21 protein-coding genes, 2 rRNA genes and 1 riboswitch are annotated in these 24,649 nt (G+C 68.9%); of the genes, 19 read left to right on the forward strand and 4 right to left on the reverse strand.

Going from position 1 to position 24,649, the window contains the following annotated elements; translation table 11 throughout:
• Positions 1–91: 91 nt before the first annotated feature.
• The 12 genes from OG299_RS32040 (at position 92) to OG299_RS32095 (ending at position 13,793) form a co-directional block, all read left to right on the forward strand.
• A 23S ribosomal RNA gene (locus OG299_RS32040) occupies positions 92–3,214 on the forward strand.
• Positions 3,215–3,291: 77 nt separating this feature from the next.
• Positions 3,292–3,408: ribosomal RNA gene (gene rrf, locus OG299_RS32045) — 5S ribosomal RNA — on the forward strand.
• Between the two features lie 118 nt (positions 3,409–3,526).
• The gene (locus OG299_RS32050; RefSeq protein WP_266631309.1) at positions 3,527–4,117 is read left to right on the forward strand and encodes a cardiolipin synthase ClsA; all 591 of its coding nucleotides are present in this window, start codon (positions 3,527–3,529) and stop codon (positions 4,115–4,117) included.
• Between the two features lie 100 nt (positions 4,118–4,217).
• The gene (locus OG299_RS32055; RefSeq protein WP_327363336.1) at positions 4,218–6,713 is read left to right on the forward strand and encodes a sugar phosphate nucleotidyltransferase; all 2,496 of its coding nucleotides are present in this window, start codon (positions 4,218–4,220) and stop codon (positions 6,711–6,713) included.
• A 109-nt stretch (positions 6,714–6,822) separates the two neighbouring features.
• Positions 6,823–7,731, forward strand: a complete 909-nt coding sequence (locus tag OG299_RS32060) for a DUF881 domain-containing protein (RefSeq protein ID WP_327363337.1) — start codon at positions 6,823–6,825, stop codon at positions 7,729–7,731.
• Positions 7,728–8,060 (forward strand): small basic family protein, encoded by a 333-nt coding sequence (locus OG299_RS32065; protein WP_030158423.1) that lies wholly within the window; start codon positions 7,728–7,730, stop codon positions 8,058–8,060. Before OG299_RS32060 ends, OG299_RS32065 begins: the two co-directional genes overlap by 4 nt.
• Before the next feature lie 5 nt (positions 8,061–8,065).
• The gene (locus OG299_RS32070; RefSeq protein WP_327363338.1) at positions 8,066–8,998 is read left to right on the forward strand and encodes a DUF881 domain-containing protein; all 933 of its coding nucleotides are present in this window, start codon (positions 8,066–8,068) and stop codon (positions 8,996–8,998) included.
• A 70-nt stretch (positions 8,999–9,068) separates the two neighbouring features.
• Positions 9,069–10,022 carry an FHA domain-containing protein gene (locus OG299_RS32075; protein WP_327363339.1) on the forward strand — a complete coding sequence of 318 codons (954 nt, stop codon included), beginning with the start codon at positions 9,069–9,071 and terminating at the stop codon, positions 10,020–10,022.
• A 74-nt stretch (positions 10,023–10,096) separates the two neighbouring features.
• The gene (gene ftsR, locus OG299_RS32080) at positions 10,097–10,861 is read left to right on the forward strand and encodes a transcriptional regulator FtsR (RefSeq protein ID WP_266631317.1); all 765 of its coding nucleotides are present in this window, start codon (positions 10,097–10,099) and stop codon (positions 10,859–10,861) included.
• Positions 10,862–10,925: 64 nt separating this feature from the next.
• Positions 10,926–11,399 (forward strand): bifunctional nuclease family protein, encoded by a 474-nt coding sequence (locus OG299_RS32085; protein WP_030009777.1) that lies wholly within the window; start codon positions 10,926–10,928, stop codon positions 11,397–11,399.
• A 179-nt stretch (positions 11,400–11,578) separates the two neighbouring features.
• Positions 11,579–12,217 carry a MerR family transcriptional regulator gene (locus tag OG299_RS32090; protein ID WP_266631319.1) on the forward strand — a complete coding sequence of 213 codons (639 nt, stop codon included), beginning with the start codon at positions 11,579–11,581 and terminating at the stop codon, positions 12,215–12,217.
• Between the two features lie 79 nt (positions 12,218–12,296).
• Positions 12,297–13,793 carry a DNA polymerase IV gene (locus tag OG299_RS32095; RefSeq protein WP_327363341.1) on the forward strand — a complete coding sequence of 499 codons (1,497 nt, stop codon included), beginning with the start codon at positions 12,297–12,299 and terminating at the stop codon, positions 13,791–13,793.
• Here OG299_RS32095 and OG299_RS32100 read toward each other — a convergent pair.
• Positions 13,790–14,161 carry a PRC-barrel domain-containing protein gene (locus OG299_RS32100; protein ID WP_243879077.1) on the reverse strand — a complete coding sequence of 124 codons (372 nt, stop codon included), beginning with the start codon at positions 14,159–14,161 and terminating at the stop codon, positions 13,790–13,792. The genes OG299_RS32095 and OG299_RS32100 overlap by 4 nt on opposite strands.
• Before the next feature lie 113 nt (positions 14,162–14,274).
• A riboswitch (glycine riboswitch) is annotated at positions 14,275–14,373 on the forward strand.
• Positions 14,374–14,571: 198 nt separating this feature from the next.
• Between OG299_RS32100 and gcvP the strand changes: the two genes are divergently transcribed.
• Positions 14,572–17,457 carry an aminomethyl-transferring glycine dehydrogenase gene (gene gcvP, locus OG299_RS32105; protein ID WP_327363342.1) on the forward strand — a complete coding sequence of 962 codons (2,886 nt, stop codon included), beginning with the start codon at positions 14,572–14,574 and terminating at the stop codon, positions 17,455–17,457.
• A 164-nt stretch (positions 17,458–17,621) separates the two neighbouring features.
• Here the strand turns inward: gcvP and OG299_RS32110 are convergent, their stop codons facing one another.
• A complete protein-coding gene (locus OG299_RS32110) occupies positions 17,622–17,828 on the reverse strand; it encodes a DUF5999 family protein (protein WP_030303831.1) in 207 nt (68 codons plus the stop codon).
• 382 nt (positions 17,829–18,210) lie between these two features.
• Positions 18,211–18,831, reverse strand: a complete 621-nt coding sequence (locus OG299_RS32115) for a hypothetical protein (protein WP_053789725.1) — start codon at positions 18,829–18,831, stop codon at positions 18,211–18,213.
• A 494-nt stretch (positions 18,832–19,325) separates the two neighbouring features.
• Here OG299_RS32115 and OG299_RS32120 point away from each other — a divergent pair, with 494 nt between their 5' ends.
• The gene (locus OG299_RS32120) at positions 19,326–20,861 is read left to right on the forward strand and encodes a glutamate-cysteine ligase family protein (protein ID WP_266631331.1); all 1,536 of its coding nucleotides are present in this window, start codon (positions 19,326–19,328) and stop codon (positions 20,859–20,861) included.
• A 100-nt stretch (positions 20,862–20,961) separates the two neighbouring features.
• Complete coding sequence (locus OG299_RS32125) at positions 20,962–21,762, forward strand: CPBP family intramembrane glutamic endopeptidase (protein ID WP_266631332.1); 801 nt, start codon at positions 20,962–20,964, stop codon at positions 21,760–21,762.
• A gap of 17 nt (positions 21,763–21,779) precedes the next feature.
• On the opposite strand, the gene OG299_RS32130 is transcribed toward OG299_RS32125, so the two are convergent.
• Positions 21,780–22,598 (reverse strand): PhzF family phenazine biosynthesis protein, encoded by an 819-nt coding sequence (locus OG299_RS32130; RefSeq protein WP_266631334.1) that lies wholly within the window; start codon positions 22,596–22,598, stop codon positions 21,780–21,782.
• Between the two features lie 98 nt (positions 22,599–22,696).
• Between OG299_RS32130 and OG299_RS32135 the strand changes: the two genes are divergently transcribed.
• From OG299_RS32135 to OG299_RS32145, 4 genes are all read left to right on the forward strand, one after another.
• Entirely contained in the window at positions 22,697–23,002 is a 306-nt protein-coding gene (locus OG299_RS32135; protein WP_327363343.1) for a nuclear transport factor 2 family protein, read from the forward strand.
• On the forward strand, positions 23,003–23,488 hold the full coding sequence (locus tag OG299_RS42820; protein ID WP_442817547.1) for a pyridoxal-phosphate dependent enzyme: 486 nt from the start codon (positions 23,003–23,005) through the stop codon (positions 23,486–23,488).
• An 85-nt stretch (positions 23,489–23,573) separates the two neighbouring features.
• Entirely contained in the window at positions 23,574–23,825 is a 252-nt protein-coding gene (locus OG299_RS42825; RefSeq protein WP_442817548.1) for a PALP domain-containing protein, read from the forward strand.
• Positions 23,826–23,957: 132 nt separating this feature from the next.
• Entirely contained in the window at positions 23,958–24,566 is a 609-nt protein-coding gene (locus OG299_RS32145; RefSeq protein WP_266631340.1) for a PadR family transcriptional regulator, read from the forward strand.
• Positions 24,567–24,649 lie beyond the last annotated feature (83 nt).

Below are 24,649 nucleotides of genomic sequence, written 5' to 3' on the forward strand. Positions count from 1 at the left end.
TGCCGGCCCCAGTGAACTCGCCAGCTTGTCTGGTGGGGTGATGGGTGGCTGGTCGTTGTTTGAGAACTACACAGTGGACGCGAGCATCTGTGGCCAAGTTTTTAAGGGCGCACGGTGGATGCCTTGGCACCAGGAACCGATGAAGGACGTGAGAGGCCGCGATAGGCCCCGGGGAGCTGCCAACTGAGCTTTGATCCGGGGGTGTCCGAATGGGGAAACCCGGCAGTCGTCATGGGCTGTCACCCACTGCTGAACACATAGGCAGTGTGGAGGGAACGAGGGGAAGTGAAACATCTCAGTACCCTCAGGAAGAGAAAACAACCGTGATTCCGGGAGTAGTGGCGAGCGAAACCGGATGAGGCCAAACCGTATGCGTGTGATACCCGGCAGGGGTTGCGCATGCGGGGTTGTGGGAATTCTTTTGATCGGTCTGCCGGCCGGTCGGCGAGTCAGAAACCGTTGATGTAGTCGAAGGACATGCGAAAGGTCCGGCGTAGAGGGTAAGACCCCCGTAGACGAAACATCAGCGGCTTGCTTAAGAATCTCCCAAGTAGCACGGGGCCCGAGAAATCCCGTGTGAATCTGGCGGGACCACCCGCTAAGCCTAAATATTCCCTGGTGACCGATAGCGGATAGTACCGTGAGGGAATGGTGAAAAGTACCGCGGGAGCGGAGTGAAATAGTACCTGAAACCGTGTGCCTACAAGCCGTGGGAGCGTCGCCGTTATTCTTCGGAATGACGGTCGTGACTGCGTGCCTTTTGAAGAATGAGCCTGCGAGTTAGCGGTGTGTAGCGAGGTTAACCCGTGTGGGGAAGCCGTAGCGAAAGCGAGTCCGAATAGGGCGATTGAGTTGCACGCTCTAGACCCGAAGCGGAGTGATCTAGCCATGGGCAGGTTGAAGCGGAGGTAAGACTTCGTGGAGGACCGAACCCACCAGGGTTGAAAACCTGGGGGATGACCTGTGGTTAGGGGTGAAAGGCCAATCAAACTCCGTGATAGCTGGTTCTCCCCGAAATGCATTTAGGTGCAGCGTCACGTGTTTCTTGCCGGAGGTAGAGCACTGGATAGGCGATGGGCCCTACCGGGTTACTGACCTTAGCCAAACTCCGAATGCCGGTAAGTGAGAGCGTGGCAGTGAGACTGTGGGGGATAAGCTCCATGGTCGAGAGGGAAACAGCCCAGAGCATCGACTAAGGCCCCTAAGCGTACGCTAAGTGGGAAAGGATGTGGAGTCGCAGAGACAACCAGGAGGTTGGCTTAGAAGCAGCCACCCTTGAAAGAGTGCGTAATAGCTCACTGGTCAAGTGATTCCGCGCCGACAATGTAGCGGGGCTCAAGCGTACCGCCGAAGTCGTGTCATTGCAGCAATAGGGCCAACGCCCGCTGTGATGGGTAGGGGAGCGTCGTGTGCCGGGTGAAGCAGCAGCGGAAGCTAGTTGTGGACGGTTCACGAGTGAGAATGCAGGCATGAGTAGCGATACACACGTGAGAAACGTGTGCGCCGATTGACTAAGGGTTCCTGGGTCAAGCTGATCTGCCCAGGGTAAGTCGGGACCTAAGGCGAGGCCGACAGGCGTAGTCGATGGACAACCGGTTGATATTCCGGTACCCGCTTTGAAACGCCCAATATCGAATCAGGCGATGCTAAGTCCGTGAAGCCGTTCCGGACCCTTCGGGGAAAGGAAAGTGGTGGAGCCGACGAACCAGACTTGTAGTAGGTAAGCGATGGGGTGACGCAGGAAGGTAGTCCAGCCCGGGCGGTGGTAGTCCCGGGGTAAGGGTGTAGGCCGAGGGGTAGGCAAATCCGTCCCTCATTAAGGCTGAGACCTGATGCCGAGCCGATTGTGGTGAAGTGGATGATCCTATGCTGTCGAGAAAAGCCTCTAGCGAGTTTCATGGCGGCCCGTACCCTAAACCGACTCAGGTGGTCAGGTAGAGAATACCGAGGCGTTCGGGTGAACTATGGTTAAGGAACTCGGCAAAATGCCCCCGTAACTTCGGGAGAAGGGGGGCCATCACTGGTGATCGGATTTACTCCGTGAGCTGGGGGTGGCCGCAGAGACCAGCGAGAAGCGACTGTTTACTAAAAACACAGGTCCGTGCGAAGCCGTAAGGCGATGTATACGGACTGACGCCTGCCCGGTGCTGGAACGTTAAGGGGACCGGTTAGTGCGCTTTCGGGCGTGCGAAGCTGAGAACTTAAGCGCCAGTAAACGGCGGTGGTAACTATAACCATCCTAAGGTAGCGAAATTCCTTGTCGGGTAAGTTCCGACCTGCACGAATGGCGTAACGACTTCTCGACTGTCTCAACCATAGGCCCGGTGAAATTGCACTACGAGTAAAGATGCTCGTTTCGCGCAGCAGGACGGAAAGACCCCGGGACCTTTACTATAGTTTGATATTGGTGTTCGGTTCGGCTTGTGTAGGATAGGTGGGAGACTTTGAAGCAGCCACGCCAGTGGTTGTGGAGTCGCCGTTGAAATACCACTCTGGTCGTGCTGGATGTCTAACCTCGGTCCGTGATCCGGATCAGGGACAGTGTCTGATGGGTAGTTTAACTGGGGCGGTTGCCTCCCAAAGAGTAACGGAGGCGCCCAAAGGTTCCCTCAGCCTGGTTGGCAATCAGGTGTTGAGTGTAAGTGCACAAGGGAGCTTGACTGTGAGACCGACGGGTCGAGCAGGGACGAAAGTCGGGACTAGTGATCCGGCGGTGGCTTGTGGAAGCGCCGTCGCTCAACGGATAAAAGGTACCCCGGGGATAACAGGCTGATCTTCCCCAAGAGTCCATATCGACGGGATGGTTTGGCACCTCGATGTCGGCTCGTCGCATCCTGGGGCTGGAGTCGGTCCCAAGGGTTGGGCTGTTCGCCCATTAAAGCGGTACGCGAGCTGGGTTTAGAACGTCGTGAGACAGTTCGGTCCCTATCCGCTGTGCGCGTAGGAATATTGAGAAGGGCTGTCCCTAGTACGAGAGGACCGGGACGGACGAACCTCTGGTGTGCCAGTTGTCCTGCCAAGGGCATGGCTGGTTGGCTACGTTCGGGAGGGATAACCGCTGAAAGCATCTAAGCGGGAAGCCTGCTTCAAGATGAGTATTCCCACCTCCTTGAGAGGGTAAGGCTCCCAGTAGACGACTGGGTTGATAGGCCAGATGTGGAAGCCCGGTAACGGGTGGAGCTGACTGGTACTAATAGGCCGAGGGCTTGTCCTCAGTTGCTCGCGTCCACTGTGTTAGTTCTGAAATAACGAACAGCTGTGTTGTCGGCCAGCGTTCAAATTTCATAGTGTTTCGGTGGTCATAGCGTTAGGGAAACGCCCGGTTACATTCCGAACCCGGAAGCTAAGCCTTTCAGCGCCGATGGTACTGCAGGGGGGACCCTGTGGGAGAGTAGGACGCCGCCGAACAATCATTGTGGGAAAGCCCCGCACCTTATGGTGCGGGGCTTTTCTGCGTTCAGGGCCGGTGCAGCTTCCTGTAGGGTCATGGGGCATCGTTCGTACGTTCAACAGTGGAGGCCCCCGGGTGGAGGTCCAGGAGACTCGGGTTCAGACGGACCGAATTTTCACCATTCCGAACATCCTGAGCATGGCTCGCCTCGTCGGCGTACCCCTGTTCCTCTGGCTGATTCTGGAGGAGCACGACGGTTGGGCCCTGGCGGTCCTCATGCTCAGCGGGGTCAGCGACTACCTCGACGGGAAGCTGGCACGGCGCTGGAATCAGATCAGCAGCCTCGGCCGGCTGCTGGACCCGGCCGCGGACCGGCTGTACATCCTCTCCACGCTCTTCGGCCTGACCTATCGAGACATTCTGCCGCTGTGGCTCACCGGGGCGCTGATCGCCCGTGAGCTGATGCTGCTGGTCATGGTCTGGATCCTGCGCCGCCACGGCTATCCGCCGCCGCAGGTCAACTTCCTCGGCAAGGCCGCGACCTTCAACCTGATGTACGCCTTCCCTCTGCTGCTGCTCAGTGACGGTACGGGTTGGTTGGCCTGGATGGGGGCAGTTTTCGGATGGGCGTTCGCCGGATGGGGTACAACCCTCTACTGGTGGGCAGGAATCCTTTACGTGGTGCAAGTCCGCCGGCTCGTGAAGGCGGACGCCGCGGCCGATTGAGCTCGCTCGGCGCCCGGCTGACGCGAAAGATTTGCGGAGTCACCGTCCGGGACGGGTGAGGTCGGCGAGAACGTCGTCTCTCAAGGAGGACTCTTCCGACATGAAGGCCGTCGTGATGGCCGGTGGTGAAGGCACTCGCCTTCGCCCCATGACCTCGAGCATGCCCAAGCCGCTCCTGCCGGTGGCCAACCGGCCGATCATGGAGCACGTGCTCAGGCTGCTCAAGCGGCATGGGCTCAGTGAGACCGTTGTGACCGTCCAGTTCCTGGCGTCGCTCGTCAAGAACTACTTCGGTGACGGCGAGGAGCTCGGAATGGAGCTCACCTATGCCAACGAGGAGAAGCCACTCGGCACTGCCGGCAGTGTGAAGAATGCCGAGGAGGCCTTGAAGGACGACGCTTTCCTCGTCATTTCCGGCGATGCACTTACCGACTTCGACCTCACCGACCTCATCCGCTTCCACAAACAGAAGGGCGCACTCGTCACGGTGTGCCTGACCCGGGTGCCGAACCCGCTGGAATTCGGCATCACCATCGTGGACGAGGAAGGAAAGGTCGAGCGCTTCCTGGAAAAGCCGACGTGGGGCCAGGTGTTCTCGGACACCGTCAACACCGGTATCTACGTCATGGAGCCCGAGGTCTTCAATTACGTGGACCCGGATGTTTCGGTCGACTGGTCCGGCGATGTCTTCCCGCAGCTGATGAAGGAAGGCCGGCCGATCTACGGCTATGTGGCCGAGGGCTACTGGGAGGACGTCGGCACGCACGAGAGCTACGTCAAGGCGCAGGCCGACGTGCTCGAGGGCAAGGTCCAGGTAGAGATGGACGGCTTCGAGATCTCGCCCGGCGTGTGGATCGCCGAAGGCGCCGAGGTGAGCCCCGACGCCGTGCTCCGCGGGCCGCTGTACATCGGTGACTACGCCAAGGTCGAGGCCGGCGTGGAGATCCGCGAGCACACGGTCGTCGGGTCCAACGTCGTCGTGAAGAGCGGGGCCTTCCTGCACCGCGCCGTCATCCACGACAACGTCTACATCGGGCAGCACAGCAATCTGCGCGGCTGCGTCATCGGCAAGAACACGGACATCATGCGGTCCGCCCGGATCGAGGACGGGGCCGTCATCGGTGACGAGTGTCTGGTCGGTGAGGAATCGATCATTCAGGGGAACGTGCGGGTCTACCCCTTCAAGACGATCGAGGCAGGCGCCTTTGTCAACACGTCGGTGATCTGGGAGTCCCGCGGGCAGGCGCACCTCTTCGGCGCCCGCGGAGTCTCCGGGATCCTGAACGTGGAGATCACCCCCGAGCTGGTGGTCCGGCTCGCCGGCGCGTACGCGACGACCCTGAAGAAGGGGGCGACGGTCACCACGGCCCGAGACCACTCCCGTGGCGCGAGAGCGCTCAAGCGGGCTGTGATCTCGGCGCTGCAGGCCAGCGCGATCAACGTGCGCGACCTGGAGAACGTACCGCTGCCCGTGGCACGGCAGCAGACCGCGCGGGGCAGCGCGGGCGGGATCGTGCTGCGGACCTCCCCGGGAGTTCCGGACTCGGTCGACATCATGTTCCTGGACGAGCGGGGAGCGGACCTCTCGCTCCAGCAGCAGCGCAAGCTGGACCGGGTGTACGCGCGGCAGGAGTACCGGCGGGCGTTCCCGGGAGAGATCGGTGACCTCCAGTTCCCGGGCAGCGTCTTCGACGCGTACACGGGATCGCTGCTGCGGCGGGTGGACACGACCGGGATCGCCGATTCCGGGCTCAAGGTGGTCGTGGACGCCTCCAACGGCAGTGCCGGGCTCGTTCTGCCCAGCCTGCTGGGCCGACTCGGCGTGGACGCGCTGACGATCAATCCGGGGCTCGACGAGTCCAGGCCGACGGAGACCGCGGAATCCCGGCGGGCCGGGCTGGTGCGGCTCGGGGAGATCGTGGCCTCGGCGCGGGCCGCGTTCGGGGTGCGCTTCGACCCGGTGGGGGAGCGGATCTCGCTGGTGGACGAGCGCGGGCGGATCATCGAGGACGACCGGGCGCTGCTGGTGCTGCTGGACCTCGTGGCCGCCGAGAAGCGCAGCGGCAAGGTGGCGCTGCCGGTGACCACGACCCGTATCGCCGAGCAGGTGGCGGCGTACCACGGGACGCAGGTCGAGTGGACGACGACCTCGCCCGACGACCTGACACGGGTGGGCCGGGCGGAGAACACGATCTTCGGCGGGGACGGCCGGGGCGGATACATCGTCCCGGAGTTCAGCAGCGTCTTCGACGGGTCGGCGGCCTTCGTCCAGCTGATCGGCCTGGTGGCGCGGACCCAGCTCACGCTGAGCCAGATCGATGCGCGGATACCGCGAGCCCATGTACTCAAGCGGGACGTACCGACCCCGTGGGCGGTGAAGGGGCTCGTGATGCGGCGGGTCGTGGAGGCGGCCGGGGACCGGCAGGTGGACACCACCGACGGGGTGCGCGTGGTCGAGGCCGACGGGCGGTGGGCGCTGGTCCTGCCGGACCCGGCGGAGGCGGTCACGCACCTGTGGGCCGAAGGTCCCGACGACGCCTCCGCGCAGGCCCTGCTGGACGAGTGGGCGGGCGTGGTGGACGGCGCCGGGCACTGAGCGCCGGAGACGTTGCGGACCTGCGCAGTCCGGTGGACCGGGTGAGGAGCGCGTTGCTCCCTGTCCACCGGACGGGCGCATTCGGTACGGGCGGCACCGACATGCGACGATGAGCGGCATGTCGCAGCCGCCCCACAACCGGACTTCGGCGCCGGCGCCGCCCGCGCGCCCGGACGCGTCCATGTCGCTGCTGACGCACGTGATGGACCACAGTCTCGACGAGGGCTATGCGGAGGCGTCGGCCCGGCGCGAGGCGGAGGGTACGGCGGGCCTGCCGCGCACCCTCAAGGCCAAGCTGGCGCTCGCCGCCGGGCTCGTGCTCGCCGCCATGGTCGTCACGCTGGGTGCCGCCCAGGCGCGGATAGCCGCGCCGGTGCTGGCCAAGGAGCGGCAGGAGCTGATCGACCGGGTGCAGCGGGCCGACGAGCGCGCGGACGGCCTGGAGCGGGACATCGAGCGGCTGCGGGCGAACGTCGCGGGCCGCCAGCGTGAGGCGCTCAAGCAGCACGGCGGCGACCACGGGCAGCTCGTGGCCCTGCTGGCCGGTGCCACGGAGGCCCGCGGTCCGGGGGTCAAGCTGGTCGTGGACGACGCCAAGGGCTCCTCGTCGGGCGGTGGTGGCAAGCCGCGCGAGAACACCGGGTTCTCGGACACCGGCCGGCTCCGGGACCGGGACATGCAGAAGATCGTCAACGGGCTCTGGCAGTCCGGGGCCGAGGCCATCTCGATCAACGGGCAGCGGCTGACGGCGCTGTCGGCGATCAGGGCCGCGGGTGACGCGATACTGGTCGACAACAGGCCGCTGGTACCGCCGTACGAGGTGCTGGCGGTGGGGGACAAGAAGCGGCTCGGTACCGCGTTCCAGGACTCGGCGGACGGGCAGTACCTGCACGCGCTGCAGGAGAACTACGGGATCCGCTACACCCTGTCCCCCGCGGACGAGCTGCGGCTGCCGGCCGCGTCGAGCCTGACCGTACGTACAGCTACAGCAGAAGAGCCGAAGAAGGGTGCATCGTGATCGCGGTACTGGGCCTGGTGGCCGGAGTGGTGGTCGGACTTCTGGTCCGGCCCGAAGTGCCGGCCGTCGTGGAGCCTTATCTGCCGATCGCCGTGGTGGCGGCGCTGGACGCGGTGTTCGGGGGCCTGCGCGCGATGCTGGACGGCATCTTCGTGGACAAGGTCTTCGTGGTGTCGTTCCTGTCGAACGTGGTCGTGGCGGCGCTGATCGTCTTCCTCGGTGACAAGCTGGGCGTCGGCTCGCAGCTGTCGACGGGTGTGGTCGTGGTCCTCGGCATCCGCATCTTCTCCAACGCCGCGGCCATCCGCCGGCACGTGTTCCGGGCGTGAGGCCGATGAGTACGAACGACAATCCGCCCGAGGAGCCGATGGGCTCGGAGCTGCCGCCGCAGGAGCAGCCGGAGCAGGGGGCGCAGCGCGAGGCGCAGCCCGCCCGGCCGGACCGGCCCGCTCGGCCCGCCGAAGCCGCCGAACCGGTTGAGAGCGCCGAACCGGCCGAAACCGCCCCGGCCGAGGCGGCGGCCGCCGGCCAGGCCGCCGAGCCGGCGCAGAACGGCAGGCAGCGGCTGGCGGAGGGTCTGTGGCCCCCGCGGGTGAGCCGGGCCCAACTGATCGTGGCGCTGCTCCTGTTCGTGCTCGGGCTGGGCCTGGCCATCCAGGTGCGGTCGAACAGCGACTCCAGCGCGCTGCGCGGGGCCCGTCAGGAGGACCTCGTACGGATCCTCGACGAGCTCGACGGGCGGACCAAGCGCCTGGAGGACGAGAAGCAGCAGCTGGAGGACCAGCGCAAGGAGTTGGAGAGCAGCTCCAACCAGGCCGAAGAGGCCCGGCGGCAGACCATCGAGAAGGAACGTCAACTCGGGATCCTGGCCGGTACGGTGGCAGCGCAGGGGCCGGGCATCACGCTGAAGATCACTGATCCCAAGGGCCAGGTGCAGTCGGACCAGCTGCTGGACACCCTCCAGGAGCTGCGGGCGGCCGGGGCCGAGGCGATCCAGATCAACGGTGTGCGCATCGTGGCGGGCTCGTTCTTCTCGGACGAGGGCGGCGGGATCGGGATCGACGGTAAGAAGATCACACAGCCTTATGAGTTCAAGGTGATCGGCAAGGCGCAGGATCTGGAGCCTGCTCTGAACATTCCCGGCGGTGTCGTGCAGACGCTGGAGAAGGAACAGGCCAACGTCGCCGTCACACGGTCGGCGAAGATCGTTGTGGATGCCTTGCGGGCTGCGAAGCAGCCTGACTACGCTCGGTCGTCAACGTCGTGATGCGGGACGGGGAGCGGACGGGCTCACGCGGGCTGATGCCTGCGGGGGGTCGGCGCACTGAAGTCGTGGTGTGTGGTGGAAACTGTCTGGTGGTTACGGACGTTGTGAGAATGTCCGGGTCGGCAGGTGTGTGCATTCGGAGTTCGTCCTGCCCCACGGGCGGGTCTGTTTCGTTCAAGGGGAATCGCCCGTGAAGTTGTTTGAGAAGTTGTTCGGAAAGAAGAACCGCGAGGACGGTGCAGCGAGGCACCGCGCGGGGCAGGGAGAGGTGGAAGGGCAGGGCGACCGGCCGCTCTTCCGTGACGAGGTCGCCGGCACAGGTGAGGTTTCGGGCGCGCCGGGCGCGTCGTCTGTTGACCCTGCCGGTTCCGGACGCATAGGTTTCGGTGAACCATCAACCTCAAGTTCGGGTGGAGGGTTTGCCTCCGACCCGTATGCCACCAATGCCTCCGCGGGGCAGCCGCGGCGCGAGGAGCCGTCCATGTCGGCCGAGCAGGTTTGCAGCAGGTGCGGACACCGCAGCGATGCGGCCAGCCGGTTCTGCTCCAACTGCGGCGCGCCGCTGCGGGCGGGTCTGACGCCGGAGCGTGCCTCGGAGACCACGTCCACCATCTCGATCTCGGGCCTCGAGGCCTACGAGGCCGAGGTGTCCGGACAGCAGCACGTGTCGTCCTCGCTGTCCCCCGAGGCCCAGGCCGCGGTGGAAGCTCTGCCTCCGGGTTCCGCCCTGCTGATCGTGCGGCGCGGCCCCAACTCCGGCAGCCGCTTCCTGCTGGACGGTGAGCTGACCACGGCGGGCCGGCACCCGCAGAGCGACATCTTCCTGGACGACGTCACGGTCTCCCGGCGGCATGTCGAGTTCCGCAGGAGCCAGGACGGCGGCTTCACCGTCGCCGACGTGGGCAGCCTCAACGGCACGTACGTCAACCGTGAGCCGATCGACTCGGTCGCCCTGCACAACGGCGACGAGGTGCAGATCGGCAAGTACCGGATGGTCTTCTACGCGAGCCTGCGGGGCGTTTGACCGCCCCCTAGGCTCCGCCTGGGGGGACCCCCACCCCGGATTCCGTCCGGGGGGATCCCCAGAGGGAAGGTCCCATGCTGCGTACCCCCACCGGCGGTGCCCAGAAGAGCGGCACCGCCGGCTCGCCCGGGCGGCTGGTGAGCATCGGCACGGTGCTCACCATGCTGCGCGTCGAGTTCCCCGAAGTCACCATCTCGAAGATTCGCTTCCTGGAGGCGGAGGGACTCGTCGAGCCCAGGCGCACACCTTCCGGATACCGCAAGTTCAGCACGGAGGACGTGGAGCGGCTGGCCCGCATCCTGCGTCTGCAGCGGGACCACTACCTGCCGTTGAAGGTCATCCGCGAACAGCTGGACGCGCTCGCCCGCGGTGAGCAGATCCGTATCCCGTCGCCCACGGCGCACGGGGATTCCGTCGATCCGACCAGCCCTTCCGCCGTCTACGGCGAGGTGGGCCGGGAGCGGTCGAGCGCTGCCCGGGTGGGCCGTGCCGAGCTGATCGCCGCGGCCGAGGTGGACGAGGCGCAGCTCGCCGACTGGGAGTCGTACGGGCTGCTCGGCGAAGCTCCGGGCGGGGGGTTCGACGCCGAGGCGGTCACGGTGGCCCGCCTGGTGGCGGATCTGGGCCGGTTCGGGCTGGAGCCGCGGCACCTGCGGGCCATGAAGGCCGCCGCGGACCGGGAGGCGGGCCTGGTGGAGCAGGTCGTGGCACCGCTGCGGCGGCACCGCAACCCGCAGACCAGGGCGCATGCCGAGGCCACCATGAAGGAACTCGCGGGGCTCTCCGTACGGCTGCACGAGGCCTTGGTGCAGACGGCTCTCGGGGTCCGTCTGCACTGACCCCGGGGATCTTCGAGGGGGGCCCGACTACCCAAACCTGCCGGGCAGGTCCTAGGGTTGCTGTGTGAACGAGCTCGACGTTGTGGGTGTCCGGGTGGAAATGCCCTCCAACCAACCGATCGTGCTCCTGCGTGAAGTGGGAGGCGACCGGTACCTCCCCATCTGGATCGGACCAGGGGAGGCGACCGCCATTGCCTTCGCACAGCAGGGCATGGCCCCGGCCCGGCCGCTGACGCACGACCTGTTCAAGGACGTGCTGGAGGCGATCGGTGAGGAGCTCACCGAGGTCCGGATCACAGATCTGCGGGAGGGCGTCTTCTACGCGGAGCTTGTCTTCGCCAGCGGGGTCGAGGTGAGTGCGCGGCCCTCCGACGCCATAGCGCTGGCCCTGCGTACGGGGACGCCGATCTACGGCAGCGACGGCGTGCTGGACGACGCCGGAATCGCCATTCCGGATGAGCAGGAGGACGAGGTGGAGAAGTTCCGCGAGTTCCTCGACCAGATCTCTCCGGAGGACTTCGGCACCGGGCCGCAGTGAGCCGCCGACCGTGCCGTCCACGGGGAGTGACAGCCCATCCGGTGACCCTTTCCCCGATATAGGGCACGGGAAACCACTCTCAGGGTGATTATCACTCGGCGTGCCGAGTGTGGCGATCGTTGACGCACCCCTGGTGACTGCCTACCTTCGAGGGGGCAGGTCAAGGACGGAGGGTCGGCGTGAGAGTCACGGGCGACGGTACGACCGGGGGCATCCCCGTGCGGAGTGACGGTGGGCCGTACCCGCTCCACGGCAGCGCGGCAGGTTCCGCGCGCCGTCAGCCGGAGGCGGCGACGGTCGCAGGGGCCGGCGCGGACCCGGCACCCGAACAAGTCGGCTACCGGGGTCCGACGGCGTGCGCCGCGGCGGGCATCACGTACCGGCAGCTCGACTACTGGGCGCGGACCGGGCTGGTGGAGCCCACGGTGCGCCCCGCGTACGGTTCGGGCACGCAGCGCCTGTACAGCTTCCGGGACGTCGTCGTCCTCAAGATCGTCAAACGCTTCCTGGACACCGGTGTGGCGCTGCAGAGCATCCGGACCGCGGTCCAGCACCTGCGGGACCGTGATTTCGCCGACCTCGAGCGCATGACGCTGATGAGCGACGGCGCCACCGTGTACGAGTGCACCTCGCCGGACCAGGTCGTGAGCCTGCTCCAGGGCGGGCAGGGCATCTTCGGCATCGCCGTGGGTGTGGTCTGGCGCGATGTCGAGAACGCGCTGTCGCAGCTGCACGGCGAGCGGGTCGACACCGGCGAGACGGTGGTCGGCCACAACCCGACCGACGAGCTGGCCGCACGGCGCAACCGGGCCGGTTGAGACCGGTCTCCGGCCCGGCCGCGCAGGCGCCGGGCCCGGCCCCGGCCGATTGTCAGTGCCGTAGGGCAGCATCGGGGCTGTGAGAGCCGCGCCGACCATCCTGCATCTGGACATGGACGCCTTCTACGCATCCGTGGAGCAGGCATCGAAGCCGAGCCTGCGCGGCAAGGCCGTGATCGTCGGCGGGCTCGGCCCGCGCGGTGTGGTCGCCACCGCCTCCTACGAGGCCCGCCGCTTCGGGGTGCACTCGGCGATGCCGATGGCCCAGGCGCGGCGGCTGTGCCCGAACGGCGCCTGCCTGATCCCGCGCTTCAGCCTGTACCGGGCGGTCAGCGACGTGGTCATGGCGCTGCTGCGGGAGCTGTCGCCGCTCGTGGAGCCGCTCAGCCTGGACGAGGCCTTCGTGGACCTGGAGGCGGGCGGAACCGCCTTCGACGCGGAATCCGCCCTGGAGACGGGACAGCGGCTGCGGGCGGACATCCTGGCGGCGACCGGGCTCAATGCGTCGGTGGGGCTGGCGGGGTCGAAGATGCTGGCGAAGGTGGCCTCGGAGGAGGCCAAGCCGGACGGGCTGCTGCTGATCGAGCCGGGCACGGAGCGGGCCCTGCTCGCGCCGATGTCGGTACGGACCCTGCCGGGGGTGGGGCCGGCCACCGGGGAGCACCTGCGGCGGGCCGGGATCACCACCGTGGGGGAGCTGTCCGAGGCCGGCGAGGACGAACTGGTCCGGATGGTCGGGCGCTCGCACGGGGTCGGGCTGTACCGGATGGCGCTGGGGCTGGACGACCGGCCGGTGGTCGCCGAGCGCGACGCGAAGTCCGTGTCGGTCGAGGACACCTTCGACGTGGACCTGCACGACCGGGTGCGGATCCGGAACGAGGTGCAGCGGCTCGCCGACCGGTGTGTGCACCGGCTGCGGGACTCGGGGCACTCCGGGCGCACGATCGTGCTGAAGGTGCGGCGGTACGACTTCTCGACCCTGACGCGCTCCGAGACGCTGCGGGGGCCCACCGACGACCCCGCAGTGGTGCGGGAGGCCGCGGCGCGGCTGCTGGAGGCGGTGGACACCACGGGCGGGGTGCGGCTGCTGGGGGTGGGCGTGACCGGGCTGGCGGACTACACGCAGGAGGACCTGTTCGCGCAGTCCATGGCGGCGGAGGCGGAGGCGGCTGCGGAGGCTGCCTCGGCGGGCGAGGGCGGGGCCATCGAGCCGGCCGGGGCTGCCGAGGCCGCCGGGACGGGAGGGGCAGGCGGGTCCGGTGGCCCTGCGGGGCCTGGTGGGCCCGCAGAGGCCCCCGAGCGTGCGGAGCCGTCCGACGAGCCGGAGCCCGCCCGGGAGCGCCGCTGGGCGGCCGGGAGCGACGTACGGCACGCCGTGTACGGGCCCGGGTGGGTGCAGGGCAGCGGGGTCGGGAGGGTGACCGTGCGGTTCGAGCGGCCCGGATCGCCCCCGGGCCGGGTGCGCACCTTCCGGGTGGACGACCCCGAGCTGGAGCCGTCCGATCCGCTGCCCCTCGTGGGGGAACCTGCGGCGGGGCAACCCGCGGCAGGGGGACCCGTACCGGAAGAGGGCTAAGGGGCGTCGTCTCCGTTCGCCAGGCGGCCGAAGTCGCGCTGGATGTCCGACGGGAGGGAGACATCCAGTCCGTAGTGGTGGTAGAGCTGCAGCTCCTGTTCGGGGGAGAGGTGGCGGCCGACGCCGAAGTCCGGGGCGTCCTTGATGAGGGAGCGTTCGAAGGGGACCCGCAGGGTGTCGTCGACCACCTCGCTCGGTTCCAGCGGGACGAACGCGTCCCGGCTGAACAGGCCCGTCCGGACGGCGGCCCACTCGGGCACGCCCGTGGCATCGTCGAGGTAGACCTCGTCGACGGTGCCGATCTTGGTTCCGTTGCGGTCGAACGCCTTGCGGCCGATCAGGCTGCGCGGATCGATGTCGGTCTGCACGGTCCCTCCATATGGTCGCAACTCCTCCGTAACGACTACAAAAGTGCATTTCCGGAGTGGGGGCCACTCGAAGGAGGGCCGAGAACGTCGCTGGTAGGCTGGGTGACGGCTGTTGACCCTGTGCGGGAGAGTCCTCCGAGTGAGCATGACGGAGGCGCCGAAGGAGCAAATCCTCCCCGGAATCTCTCAGGCATACGTACCGCACGTGACGAGGCCACTCTGGAAAGCAGGGGCAGGTACCGGGTGCGCAGCGCCGGTTCCTCTCCTCACCGACGGTGAAAGCCGGAATCCGCGGGCCATCCCCGCGACTCCGGTGAAGCTCTCAGGTTGAGATGACAGAGGGGGAGGCCGTCCGGGTGCCCGCGCCGTGGTGCCCCTCGCAGGTCGTACGACCCAGGAGGCCTCCGTACATGACCGCCAACCGCATTCCGCTCTCCCAGCTGGAGCGAGGGATCCCCTTCGAGCAGCGCCACATCGGCCCGGACGCCGAGGCGCAGGCGAAGATGCTCGCCCACGTGGGCTACGGCTCGCTGGACGAACTGACCGCCGCCGCGGTACCGGATGTGATCAAGAGCGCCGAGGCGCTGAACCTGCCCGAGGCGCTGACCGAGGCCGAGGTGCTCGCCGAGCTGCGTTCGCTCGCCGACCGCAACCAGGTCCTGACGCCGATGATCGGCCTCGGCTACTACGGGACCTTCACGCCGCCGGTGATCCTGCGCAACGTCATGGAGAACCCGGCCTGGTACACGGCGTACACGCCCTACCAGCCCGAGATCTCGCAGGGCCGCCTCGAGGCGCTCCTCAACTTCCAGACCGTCGTCGCGGACCTCACCGGCCTGCCGACCTCCGGCGCCTCCCTGCTCGACGAGGGCACCGCGGCCGCCGAGGCCATGACGCTGGCCCGCCGCGTGGGCAAGTCCAAGGGCAACGTCTTCCTCGTCGACGCCGACGCGCTGCCGCAGACCATCGCCGTGATCGAGACCCGCGCCGAGCCGATCGGCATCGAGATCGTCGTCGCCGACCTGTCCGAGGGCATCCCGGCCGAGGTCGCCGAGCGCGGCGTCTACGGTGTGCTCGTCCAGTACCCGGGCGCCTCCGGTGCCGTCCGGGACATCAAGCCGGTCATCGACCAGGCGCACGGCCTCGGCGCGATCGTCGCCGTCGCCGCCGACCTGCTCGCCCTGACCCTGCTGACCTCCCCGGGCGCGCTCGGCGCGGACATCGCCGTCGGCACCACCCAGCGCTTCGGCGTCCCGATGGGCTTCGGCGGCCCGCACGCCGGCTACATGGCCGTCCAGGACAAGCACGCCCGCTCGCTGCCGGGCCGCCTCGTCGGCGTCTCCGTGGACGCGGACGGCAACAAGGCGTACCGCCTGGCGCTGCAGACCCGTGAGCAGCACATCCGCCGCGAGAAGGCCACCAGCAACATCTGCACCGCGCAGGTGCTGCTCGCCGTCATGGCCGGCATGTACGCCGTCTACCACGGTCCGGACGGCCTGCGGACGATCGCCCGCCGTACGCACCGCTACGCGGCCCTGCTCGCGGCCGGTCTGACGGCCGGCGGGGTCGAGCTCGTGCACGGCGCGTACTTCGACACCCTCACCGCTCGGGTGCCCGGCAAGGCCGCCGCGATCGCCGCCGCCGCCCGCGCGGGCGGGGTCAACCTGTTCCAGGTCGACGCCGACCACGTCTCCGTCTCCTGCGACGAGACGACCCTGCGCGCCGGCGTCGAGGCCGTCTGGGCCGCCTTCGGCGTGAGCGCCGACATCGAGGCGCTGGACGAGACCACCGCCGACGCCCTGCCCGAGGGCCTGCTGCGCTCGGACGACTACCTGGCGCACCCGGTCTTCCACCAGCACCGCAGCGAGACCGCGATGCTGCGCTACCTGCGCAAGCTGGCGGACAAGGACTACGCGCTGGACCGCGGCATGATCCCGCTGGGCTCCTGCACCATGAAGCTCAACGCGACCACCGAGATGGAGTCGGTCACCTGGCCGGAATTCGGCCAGCTGCACCCGTTCGCCCCGGTCGAGCAGGCCGAGGGGTACCTCACGCTCATCTCCGAGCTGGAGGAACGTCTCTGCGAGGTCACCGGCTACGACAAGGTCTCCATCCAGCCGAACGCCGGCTCCCAGGGTGAGCTCGCCGGCCTGCTGGCCGTCCGGGCCTACCACCGGGCGAACGGCGACGAGCAGCGCACCGTCTGCCTCATCCCGTCCTCCGCGCACGGCACCAACGCCGCCAGCGCCGTGATGGCCGGCATGAAGGTCGTCGTCGTCAAGACCGCCGACGACGGCGAGGTGGACGCGGCCGACCTGCGTGCCAAGATCGAGCAGTACCGCGACGAGCTCGCCGTGCTGATGATCACGTACCCCTCGACGCACGGTGTGTTCGAGGAGCACGTCGCCGACATCTGTGCCCAGGTGCACGACGCGGGCGGCCAGGTCTACGTGGACGGCGCCAACCTCAACGCCCTGGTGGGCCTGGCCAAGCCGGGTCACTTCGGCGGCGACGTCTCGCACCTGAACCTGCACAAGACCTTCTGCATCCCGCACGGCGGCGGCGGTCCGGGCGTCGGCCCGGTCGGTGTCCGGGCGCACCTGGCCCCGTACCTGCCGAACCACCCGCTCCAGCCGACCGCGGGCCCGGAGACGGGCGTCGGCCCGATCTCGGCGGCGCCGTGGGGCTCGGCCGGCATCCTGCCGATCTCGTGGTCGTACGTGCGCCTCATGGGCGGCGAGGGCCTCAAGCGCGCCACCCAGGTGGCGGTGCTCGGCGCGAACTACATCGCCAAGCGCCTGGAGCCCCACTTCCCGGTGCTCTACACCGGCCCGGGCAACCTGGTCGCGCACGAGTGCATCATCGACATGCGTCCGCTGTCGAAGGCGACCGGTGTGAGCATCGACGACATCGCCAAGCGCCTGATCGACTACGGGTTCCACGCGCCGACCATGTCCTTCCCGGTCGCCGGCACGCTCATGATCGAGCCGACGGAGTCCGAGGACCTCGCCGAGATCGACCGCTTCTGCGACGCGATGATCGCCATCCGCGCCGAGATCGAGCGGGTCGCGGGCGGCGAGTGGCCGGTGGACGACAACCCGCTGGCCAACTCCCCGCACACGGCGGCGGCGCTGGGCGGCGAGTGGAACCACCCGTACAGCCGTGACGAGGCCGTCTTCCCCGGCGGGGTCACGGCGGCCGAGAAGTACTGGCCGCCGGTACGCCGTATCGACGGTGCCTTCGGCGACCGCAACCTGGTGTGCTCCTGCCCGCCGCTGGACGAGTACGACAACTGAGCCGTAGGGCACTACGACACCGTGTCCGTTCGGTGACATGACATATTCGTATGACATGACCGCATGACGAAGGGGCCGGTCCGGGAGAATGATTCCCGGGCCGGCCCCTCTGCGTTCTGTTGTTCCGTACTGTTCCGTCTCGTTCGCTCCGTGCTGTGGTCGGACTAGGCCGCTTTCATCACCTGCGCCGCCGCGAGCGGGCGGTGCGGGGCGATGATCTGGCCGTCCGGCAGCAGCTCACCGGTGTCCTCGAAGAGCAGGACGCCGTTGCACAGCAGGCTCCAGCCCTGTTCCGGGTGGTTGGCCACGGGCTTGGCCGCCTCCCGGTCGGCGGAGTCGGCTGACGGGCACGCTGGCTGGTGCTGGCACATGGATGCGTTCTTTCGCTGCGATGTGGTCTGTGTGCTGCGGCTCGATGCGTTGTTCATGGCCGCCCCCCGTATCAACGTCTTGGTTTGGTCAGGGTCCCAGTGTTGCCCCCCGGACTTGAGTCCGCAGGGATTTCCCGGCAGCTGTCCTCATAGATTGATGACGCATCACTCGTGCGGGCGGTTCAGCTCAACTCCCCTGTCATTTCGGGTGGTTCGCAGGTGACCCGAGTGGGCTAGACCGAATGGGTCGTACGGGTCACCGGCCCCTCATCGGGCCAGCTCAGACCGTGCCCGGACGCCGCTCGACCCGTCCCCGGAACCGGCTCGGGCTCCGCTCGGGCTCCGCTCGGGACCTGCTCGGACCCCGGGGTCGGGTCCCGGGTCAGGCGGCCGGCGCGGCCAGCGACGGCGGGAGCGGGGGACTGGGCGGAGCGAGCCGGTGGGTCATCACGGGCAGCAGCTCGGACACCGGGTGCGGCCGGTACGCGGCGATGCCGGGCGGGGCCGGGGCCAGCGGCACCAGCAGATCCGCGGCGGCCGGCAGCCCGGCGGAGGCATCGGCGCCGACCGCCCCGTGCAGCCACAGCGTCAGCATGTACAGCTCCGGTACGGAGAGCAGCCGCGGCTGGTAGCTCTTGCCGAGGGATTCCGCCTGGCGCAGGGCGCGTTCGGTGGCCGCGACATAGGGGCCCTCGAAGAAATGGGAGAACGCCCAGCCGTCCGGCGTCAGCCGGGTGTCCGCGGCGGCGACGTAGCGGTCGCCGCTGCGGATCAGGAACCGCCAGGCGGTCAGCCGGGTACGGGGCGGACGGCCCCCCGCAGCCAGCTCCGAGATGTTCAACCGGTCGAGGACGTGGACCGGAAGCGGCAGTTCGGCGGTCATCGGACCCTGCAGCGCGCGCAGGGCCGGAGTGTGCGCCTCGTGGACGGCGGTGGGGGAACCGAGTGCCGCGAGGACGCTGCGCAGGGCGGGCGCGGGAGCCGGAGGGACATGCAGCGGCATGGTGGGTCGCCTCTCACTTGGGAGACCTGTGGATCGGGGCAGGTGCGGACGGCGCTGTCGCATTCTGGGGCCAGAGGGGGGCTGAGGGGCAATGGCCGCGCGCCAACTCTCTGCCTCGTTTGCGGAGTTTATACGACATGTGTTCACGCAGTGTTTCGGCTAGCTGTCCCGCCTATTGCCGACAAGGCGCTTACCGGTCCCGCTGACATGGCATTCATGCCGGATGCGCGCGAACATGTCGCGCTGACCTCGGAGGTTACCGGACAGGGGCTCGGCTGGAAAGCGCCCATTATGCGGAACCGGCACTACGCATGCGGAATTTGCATACGGTGCCTTGCCACGTGAATGTGCCATAGCGCCCTTCGGCCAAACCGGCGCGCGCTCCCCGCCATGCACGCCCCCTCGGCGTTATCGATCACGCCGCCGGGGCATCATCGACCGTACACGCGCGCCTGGGTGGCACAGGCCAGGCCCATTCGAGGAGGGACGCTTCGATGGGGGAGAAGGTCGTGGCGGGCGGATTCGACCTGTCCGATCGGCAGAAGTACCGGAGGAAGCTTCACGAGTGCCTGGAGGGGCTGGAGCGGCTTCTGGCGGAGAAGAGGTTCGATCGGCCCAAGAACATGATGGGGCTGGAGATCGAGCTGAATCTCGCGGGTGCAGACGGGTTGCCGAGAATGGTGAATGCCCAGGTTCTGGAGCGGATAGCGAGCCAGGATTTCCAGACGGAACTCGGAATGTTCAACCTGGAGGTGAACGTACTTCCGCACCGGCTCGGCGGCCGGGTATTCGACCAGCTCGCCGAGGAACTGAGTGCGGGGCTCGGCTATGCCCACCGGCAGGCCGCGGAGATCGACGCCGGGGTGGTGATGATCGGCATCCTGCCGACGATCACCCGCTCCGACCTGGTCACCGCGAACCTCTCGGCGGTGGACCGCTACTCGCTGCTGAACGAACAGATCCTGATGATGCGCGGCGAGGACTTCATGCTCGACATCGACGGGGTCGAGCGGCTCACGTGGAGCACCGGGTCGATCGTGCCGGAGGCCGCCTGCACCTCCGTACAACTGCACCTGCAGGTCACGCCGGCCCGGTTCGCCGACGTGTGGAACGCGGCGCAGGCGGTGACCGCCGTGCAGATAGCCGTCGGCGCCAACTCGCCGTTCCTGTTCGGGCGTGAGCTGTGGCGGGAGTCGCGGCCGCCGCTGTTCACCCAGGCCACCGACACCCGGCCGCCCGAGCTCCAGGCCCAGGGGGTGCGGCCGCGGACCTGGTTCGGGGAGCGCTGGGTGGAGTCGGCGTACGAGCTCTTCGCGGAGAACGTCCGCTACTTCCCGGCCCTGCTGCCCATCTGCGACGAGGAGGAGCCGCTGCGGGTGCTCGCCGAGGGCGGGGTGCCGAGCCTGCAGGAACTGGTCCTGCACAACGGCACGGTCTACCGGTGGAACCGGCCCGTGTACGGGGTCGCCGACGGGATGCCGCACCTGCGGGTGGAGAACCGGGTGCTGCCGGCCGGGCCGACGGTCGCCGACGTCGTGGCGAACGCCGCCTTCTACTACGGGCTCGTCCGCACGCTCGCCGACGAGCAGCGGCCGGTGTGGACCCGGCTGCCGTTCGCCGAGGCGGAGGCCAACTTCGACGCGGCCTGCCGGTACGGGATCGACGCGCGGCTGCGCTGGCCGCGCCGGGGCCGGGGCGGCGGGCTGGCCGGCGTGCCCGCCGTACGGCTGGTCCTGGACGAACTGCTCCCGATGGCGGCGGCCGGGCTGGACGCCTGGGGCATCGAGCCCGCCGACCGCGACCACTACCTCGGCATCATCGAGGAGCGCTGCCAGCGGCGGGTCAACGGGGCGACCTGGCAGGTGGACACCTACCACCGGGCGCTCGCATCCGGGATGGAACGGGACGCGGCGCTGGCCGCGATCACCCGGCGCTACAGCGAGCTGATGCACAAGGGCGATCCGGTGCACACCTGGCCCGTCGGCCTGGTGGACGAGGAGGTGAGCGCCCCGGTGCCGGTCCGGCGCTGAACCGGCCGCCCCGCGCGCGTTCCGGGTCCGGTGATCCCCTTCCCCCGCCGACGAGGCAGTATGGGGTGGACGGAAGCGGAACGGCGGGACGGAGTCGGACGTGCGGGCGGAGCCGGAGCCGGAGGTCAAGGCGTTGCACGAGGACGGGCGGCGGGGGGTCCTGCGCACCGAGACGCTGCTCGTGCTGGCGCTGTCGCTGGGGGCGAGCGCCTTCTCCTCGCTGATCAGCTTCATCGGCTCGCTGACCAAGCCCGGCGGCCTCAAGGACCAGGCCGCCACGCTCAACGGCTCGTACGCCCCCGGCCGGCCCTGGCTGGACCTGGCCTGGCAGCTGTTCGGCATCGCCACCGCGCTGGTGCCGGTGCTGCTGGTCGCCCACCTGCTGACCCGGGAGGGCGCGCCGGGGCTGCGGGTGCTGGGCTTCGACCGCACCCGGCCCGGCTGGGACCTGGGGCGCGGAGCCCTGGTCGCGGCCGGGATCGGGAGCGCGGGGCTCGCCTTCTACCTGGCGGCCCGGGCGAGCGGCTTCAACCTCACGGTGGTGCCGGAGGCGCTGCCCGACGTGTGGTGGAAGTTCCCCGTGCTGATCCTCTCCGCGGTGCAGAACTCCGTGGTGGAGGAGGTCATCGTGCTGGCCTACCTGCTGCGTCGGCTCGATCAGCTGGGCTGGTCGCCGACGGCCGCGCTGCTGGCCAGTGCGGTGCTGCGCGGCTCGTACCACCTCTACCAGGGCATCGGCGGCTTCCTCGGCAACATGGTGATGGGCGTCGTCTTCGTCCTGGCCTACCGGCGCTGGGGCCGGGTGGGCCCGCTCGTCGTCGCCCACGCACTGCTCGACATCGTGGCCTTCGGCGGGTACGCACTGCTCGCGGGCAAGGTGGGCTGGCTGCCGACGCCGTAAGCCTGCAACGGCGCGCGTCAGGGGCGGGCCAGCAGTTCGCCGTCGACGACCGTGACCGCGTTGCCGGTGAGGAGCGTACGGTCGCCCGCCAGGCGGACCCGGACGAGGCCGGTGCGCGCGCCGCCCTGGAGTCCGACGAGCGAGGTGCGGCCCAGGCGCGCGGCCCAGAACGGGGCGAGCGCGGTGTGGGCGCTGCCGGTGACCGGGTCCTCGTCGATCCCGACGGCCGGGAAGAAGCCGCGGGAGACGAAGTCGTACCCGCGGGAGGGGTCCTCGGCGGCCGCGGTGACGATCACCCCGCGGCGGGAGTAGCCGCGCAGGGCGGCGATGTCGGGGGTGAGCTCGCGTACGGCCCGCTCGTCCGCCAGCTCGACGACCAGGTCGCCGATGTGCTCGGCCGTGTCGTGGACGGACCTGATCTCGGCGCCCAGGGCGCTGCGTACGGCGGGGTCGGGGTCCACGGGTGTCAGCGAGGACGTCGGGAAATCCATCGTGATCGTGCCGTCCTCGGCGGTCGCGGCCGTGAGGACGCCGCACCGGGCGGAGAACCGGATCAGCCCCGTGGCCAGGCCGCTCGTCGCGATCACATGCGCCGTGGCGAGCGTGGCGTGGCCGCACATGTCGACTTCCGCGGACGGGGTGAACCAGCGCAGGGCCCAGTCGGCGTCCCCGCCGGGCGGCAGCGGGCGGGCGAACGCGGTTTCGGACAGGTTGACCTCGGTGGCGACCTGCTGGAGCCAGGCGTCCGGGGGGAATTCCCCGTCGAGGAGCAGGACCCCGGCGGGGTTGCCGCGGAAGGGGCGGTCGGTGAAGGCATCGACGATTCGCAGGCGCATGGAGCGACCGTAGGGCCGGTTCCTGATCGTCGGCAAAGGCCAATCCGGGATGACTGGCCCCGTCTCAGCCGAAGTGGACACCGTCGCCGGCCGTCCCCGTGCCGTCCCCCGACAGCGCGGCTCGCTCTGCCTGCTGCTCGCGCCACGGGCCGGGCGGCCGGCCGTGGTGGCGGCGGAAGGCCGCGGCGATTCCGGATCCTCGGGACCGCGAGACCTCGGTCGTCGTCCCCGAGTGCGCGGTGCACGGCCGAACGGTCGGCACCGGGCGCGCCTACGGCAACCGCTTCGTGTCGGTCGTCACGATCAAGGACCGCGGGATCTCGCACCGGCGCGACTGCCTCGACCCCGTCGCGGTGTGCGAAGCCGTCGGCCGGCCCATCCACCACGAGGCGCCGGGGAACTGAATGACCTCCGACGGACGTACCCCGCAACGGGCCCCGCTCGGCACCTGGCCGACCCCGCTCGAGCCCGCGCCGCGGCTGGCCCGCGCACTCGGTCTCGGCCCGGACGACCTGTGGGGCAAACGGGACGACCTCACCGGCCTGGGCGGCGGCGGGAACAAGATCCGCAAGCTCGAGTGGCTGTGCGGCGCGGCGCTGTCCGAGGGCGCGACGACCCTCGTGACCACGGGCGCGCCGCAGAGCAACCACGCCCGGCTGACCGCGGCCGCCGCGGCCCGGCTGGGGCTGGGGGCCGTCCTCGTGCTCGCCGGCGCGCCCGGATCCTCGGCCTCCGGCAACCTCGCGCTCGACGGCTCTTCGGCGCGAGGGTCGTCTGGGCGGGTTCCGCCGGAGGGGGTGCGCTCGCCGCCACGGCGGCTGAGGTGGCGCAGCGGCTGCGGAGCCGGGGCGAGGTGCCGGCGCTGCTCCCCTTCGGCGGTTCGAGCGTGACCGGTGCGCGCGGCTACGTGGAGTGCGGGCGCGAACTCCTCCGCACCGGGCGGCCCCGGACGCGCTCAGGCTCAGGCTGGACCAGGTGGGCAACGGGTACGGGGCGCTGACCGAGCCGGTCCTGGCCGCCCTGACGCTCGCCGCCCGCACCGAGGGCATCGTGCTCGACCCCGTCTACACCGGGCGCGCGATGGCCGGCTCGGCCGCAGCGGTCGAGGACGGCGACATCCGCCCGGGCCGGCGCACCGTCTTCCTGCACTCGGGCGGCCTGCCGGGCCTCTTCGGACACCCGGCGACGCTCACGAGGGCGGAGGCCGCACTCACCGCCGAAGACTGAGGCGACCGGCCTGGTCAGGGGCGTGTTCGTTGGGAGTTTCCGATATATCGTTGACGCATCGTGATGGGTCAGCGATAGTTGACGTATCGCAAGAGCGATAGCGAGAAACCGGAAGACGAAAGGAGCGCAGTCATGCGTTCACACGGACAGCACGAACACGAGCACGGACGGGGCCACGGCCACTGCGGGCCGGATCGTCGGGAGGAGTTCCAGGGGCGGCGCGGCGCCTTCGGCCCGTTCGGACCGCCCTTCGGCGGCGGTCCCTTCGGTGGGCGCGGCGGGCGCGGCGGACCGCGCGGCCGGGCCCGGCGGGGAGATGTGCGCGTCTCGATCCTGGCGCTGCTCAAGGACCGGCCGATGCACGGCTACGAGATGATCCAGGAGATCGGCGAGCGTAGCGGCGGGGCCTGGAAGCCCAGCCCGGGCTCGGTCTACCCGACCCTGCAGCTGCTCGAGGACGAGGGGCTCATCACCAGCGAGAGCGAGGGCGGCAAGAAGCTGTTCACGCTCACCGACGCCGGCCGCACCGAGGCCGAGTCGGCCCCGGAGGCCCCCTGGGCCGAGGCCGGGCGCGGGTTCGACTTCGAGGCGATGCACGAGGTCCGGACGGCCGGAATCGGCCTGTTCGAGGCCTTCGGTCAGGTCTTCAAGACCGGCTCGGCCGAGCAGCGCGAGAAGGCCCTCGCGGTCATCAACGACGCCCGCAAGAAGCTCTACCTGATCCTGGCCGACGAGCACTGAGCCGGCCGGCCGACGAAAACGGCGCGCCCCGCGAGTCCTCTCGCGGGGCGCGCCGCCGTACCTGCGTACCGGCCGGGGGAGGC

It is taken from the genome of Streptomyces sp. NBC_01296, assembly GCF_035984415.1.
Classification (GTDB): Bacteria; Actinomycetota; Actinomycetes; order Streptomycetales; family Streptomycetaceae; genus Streptomyces.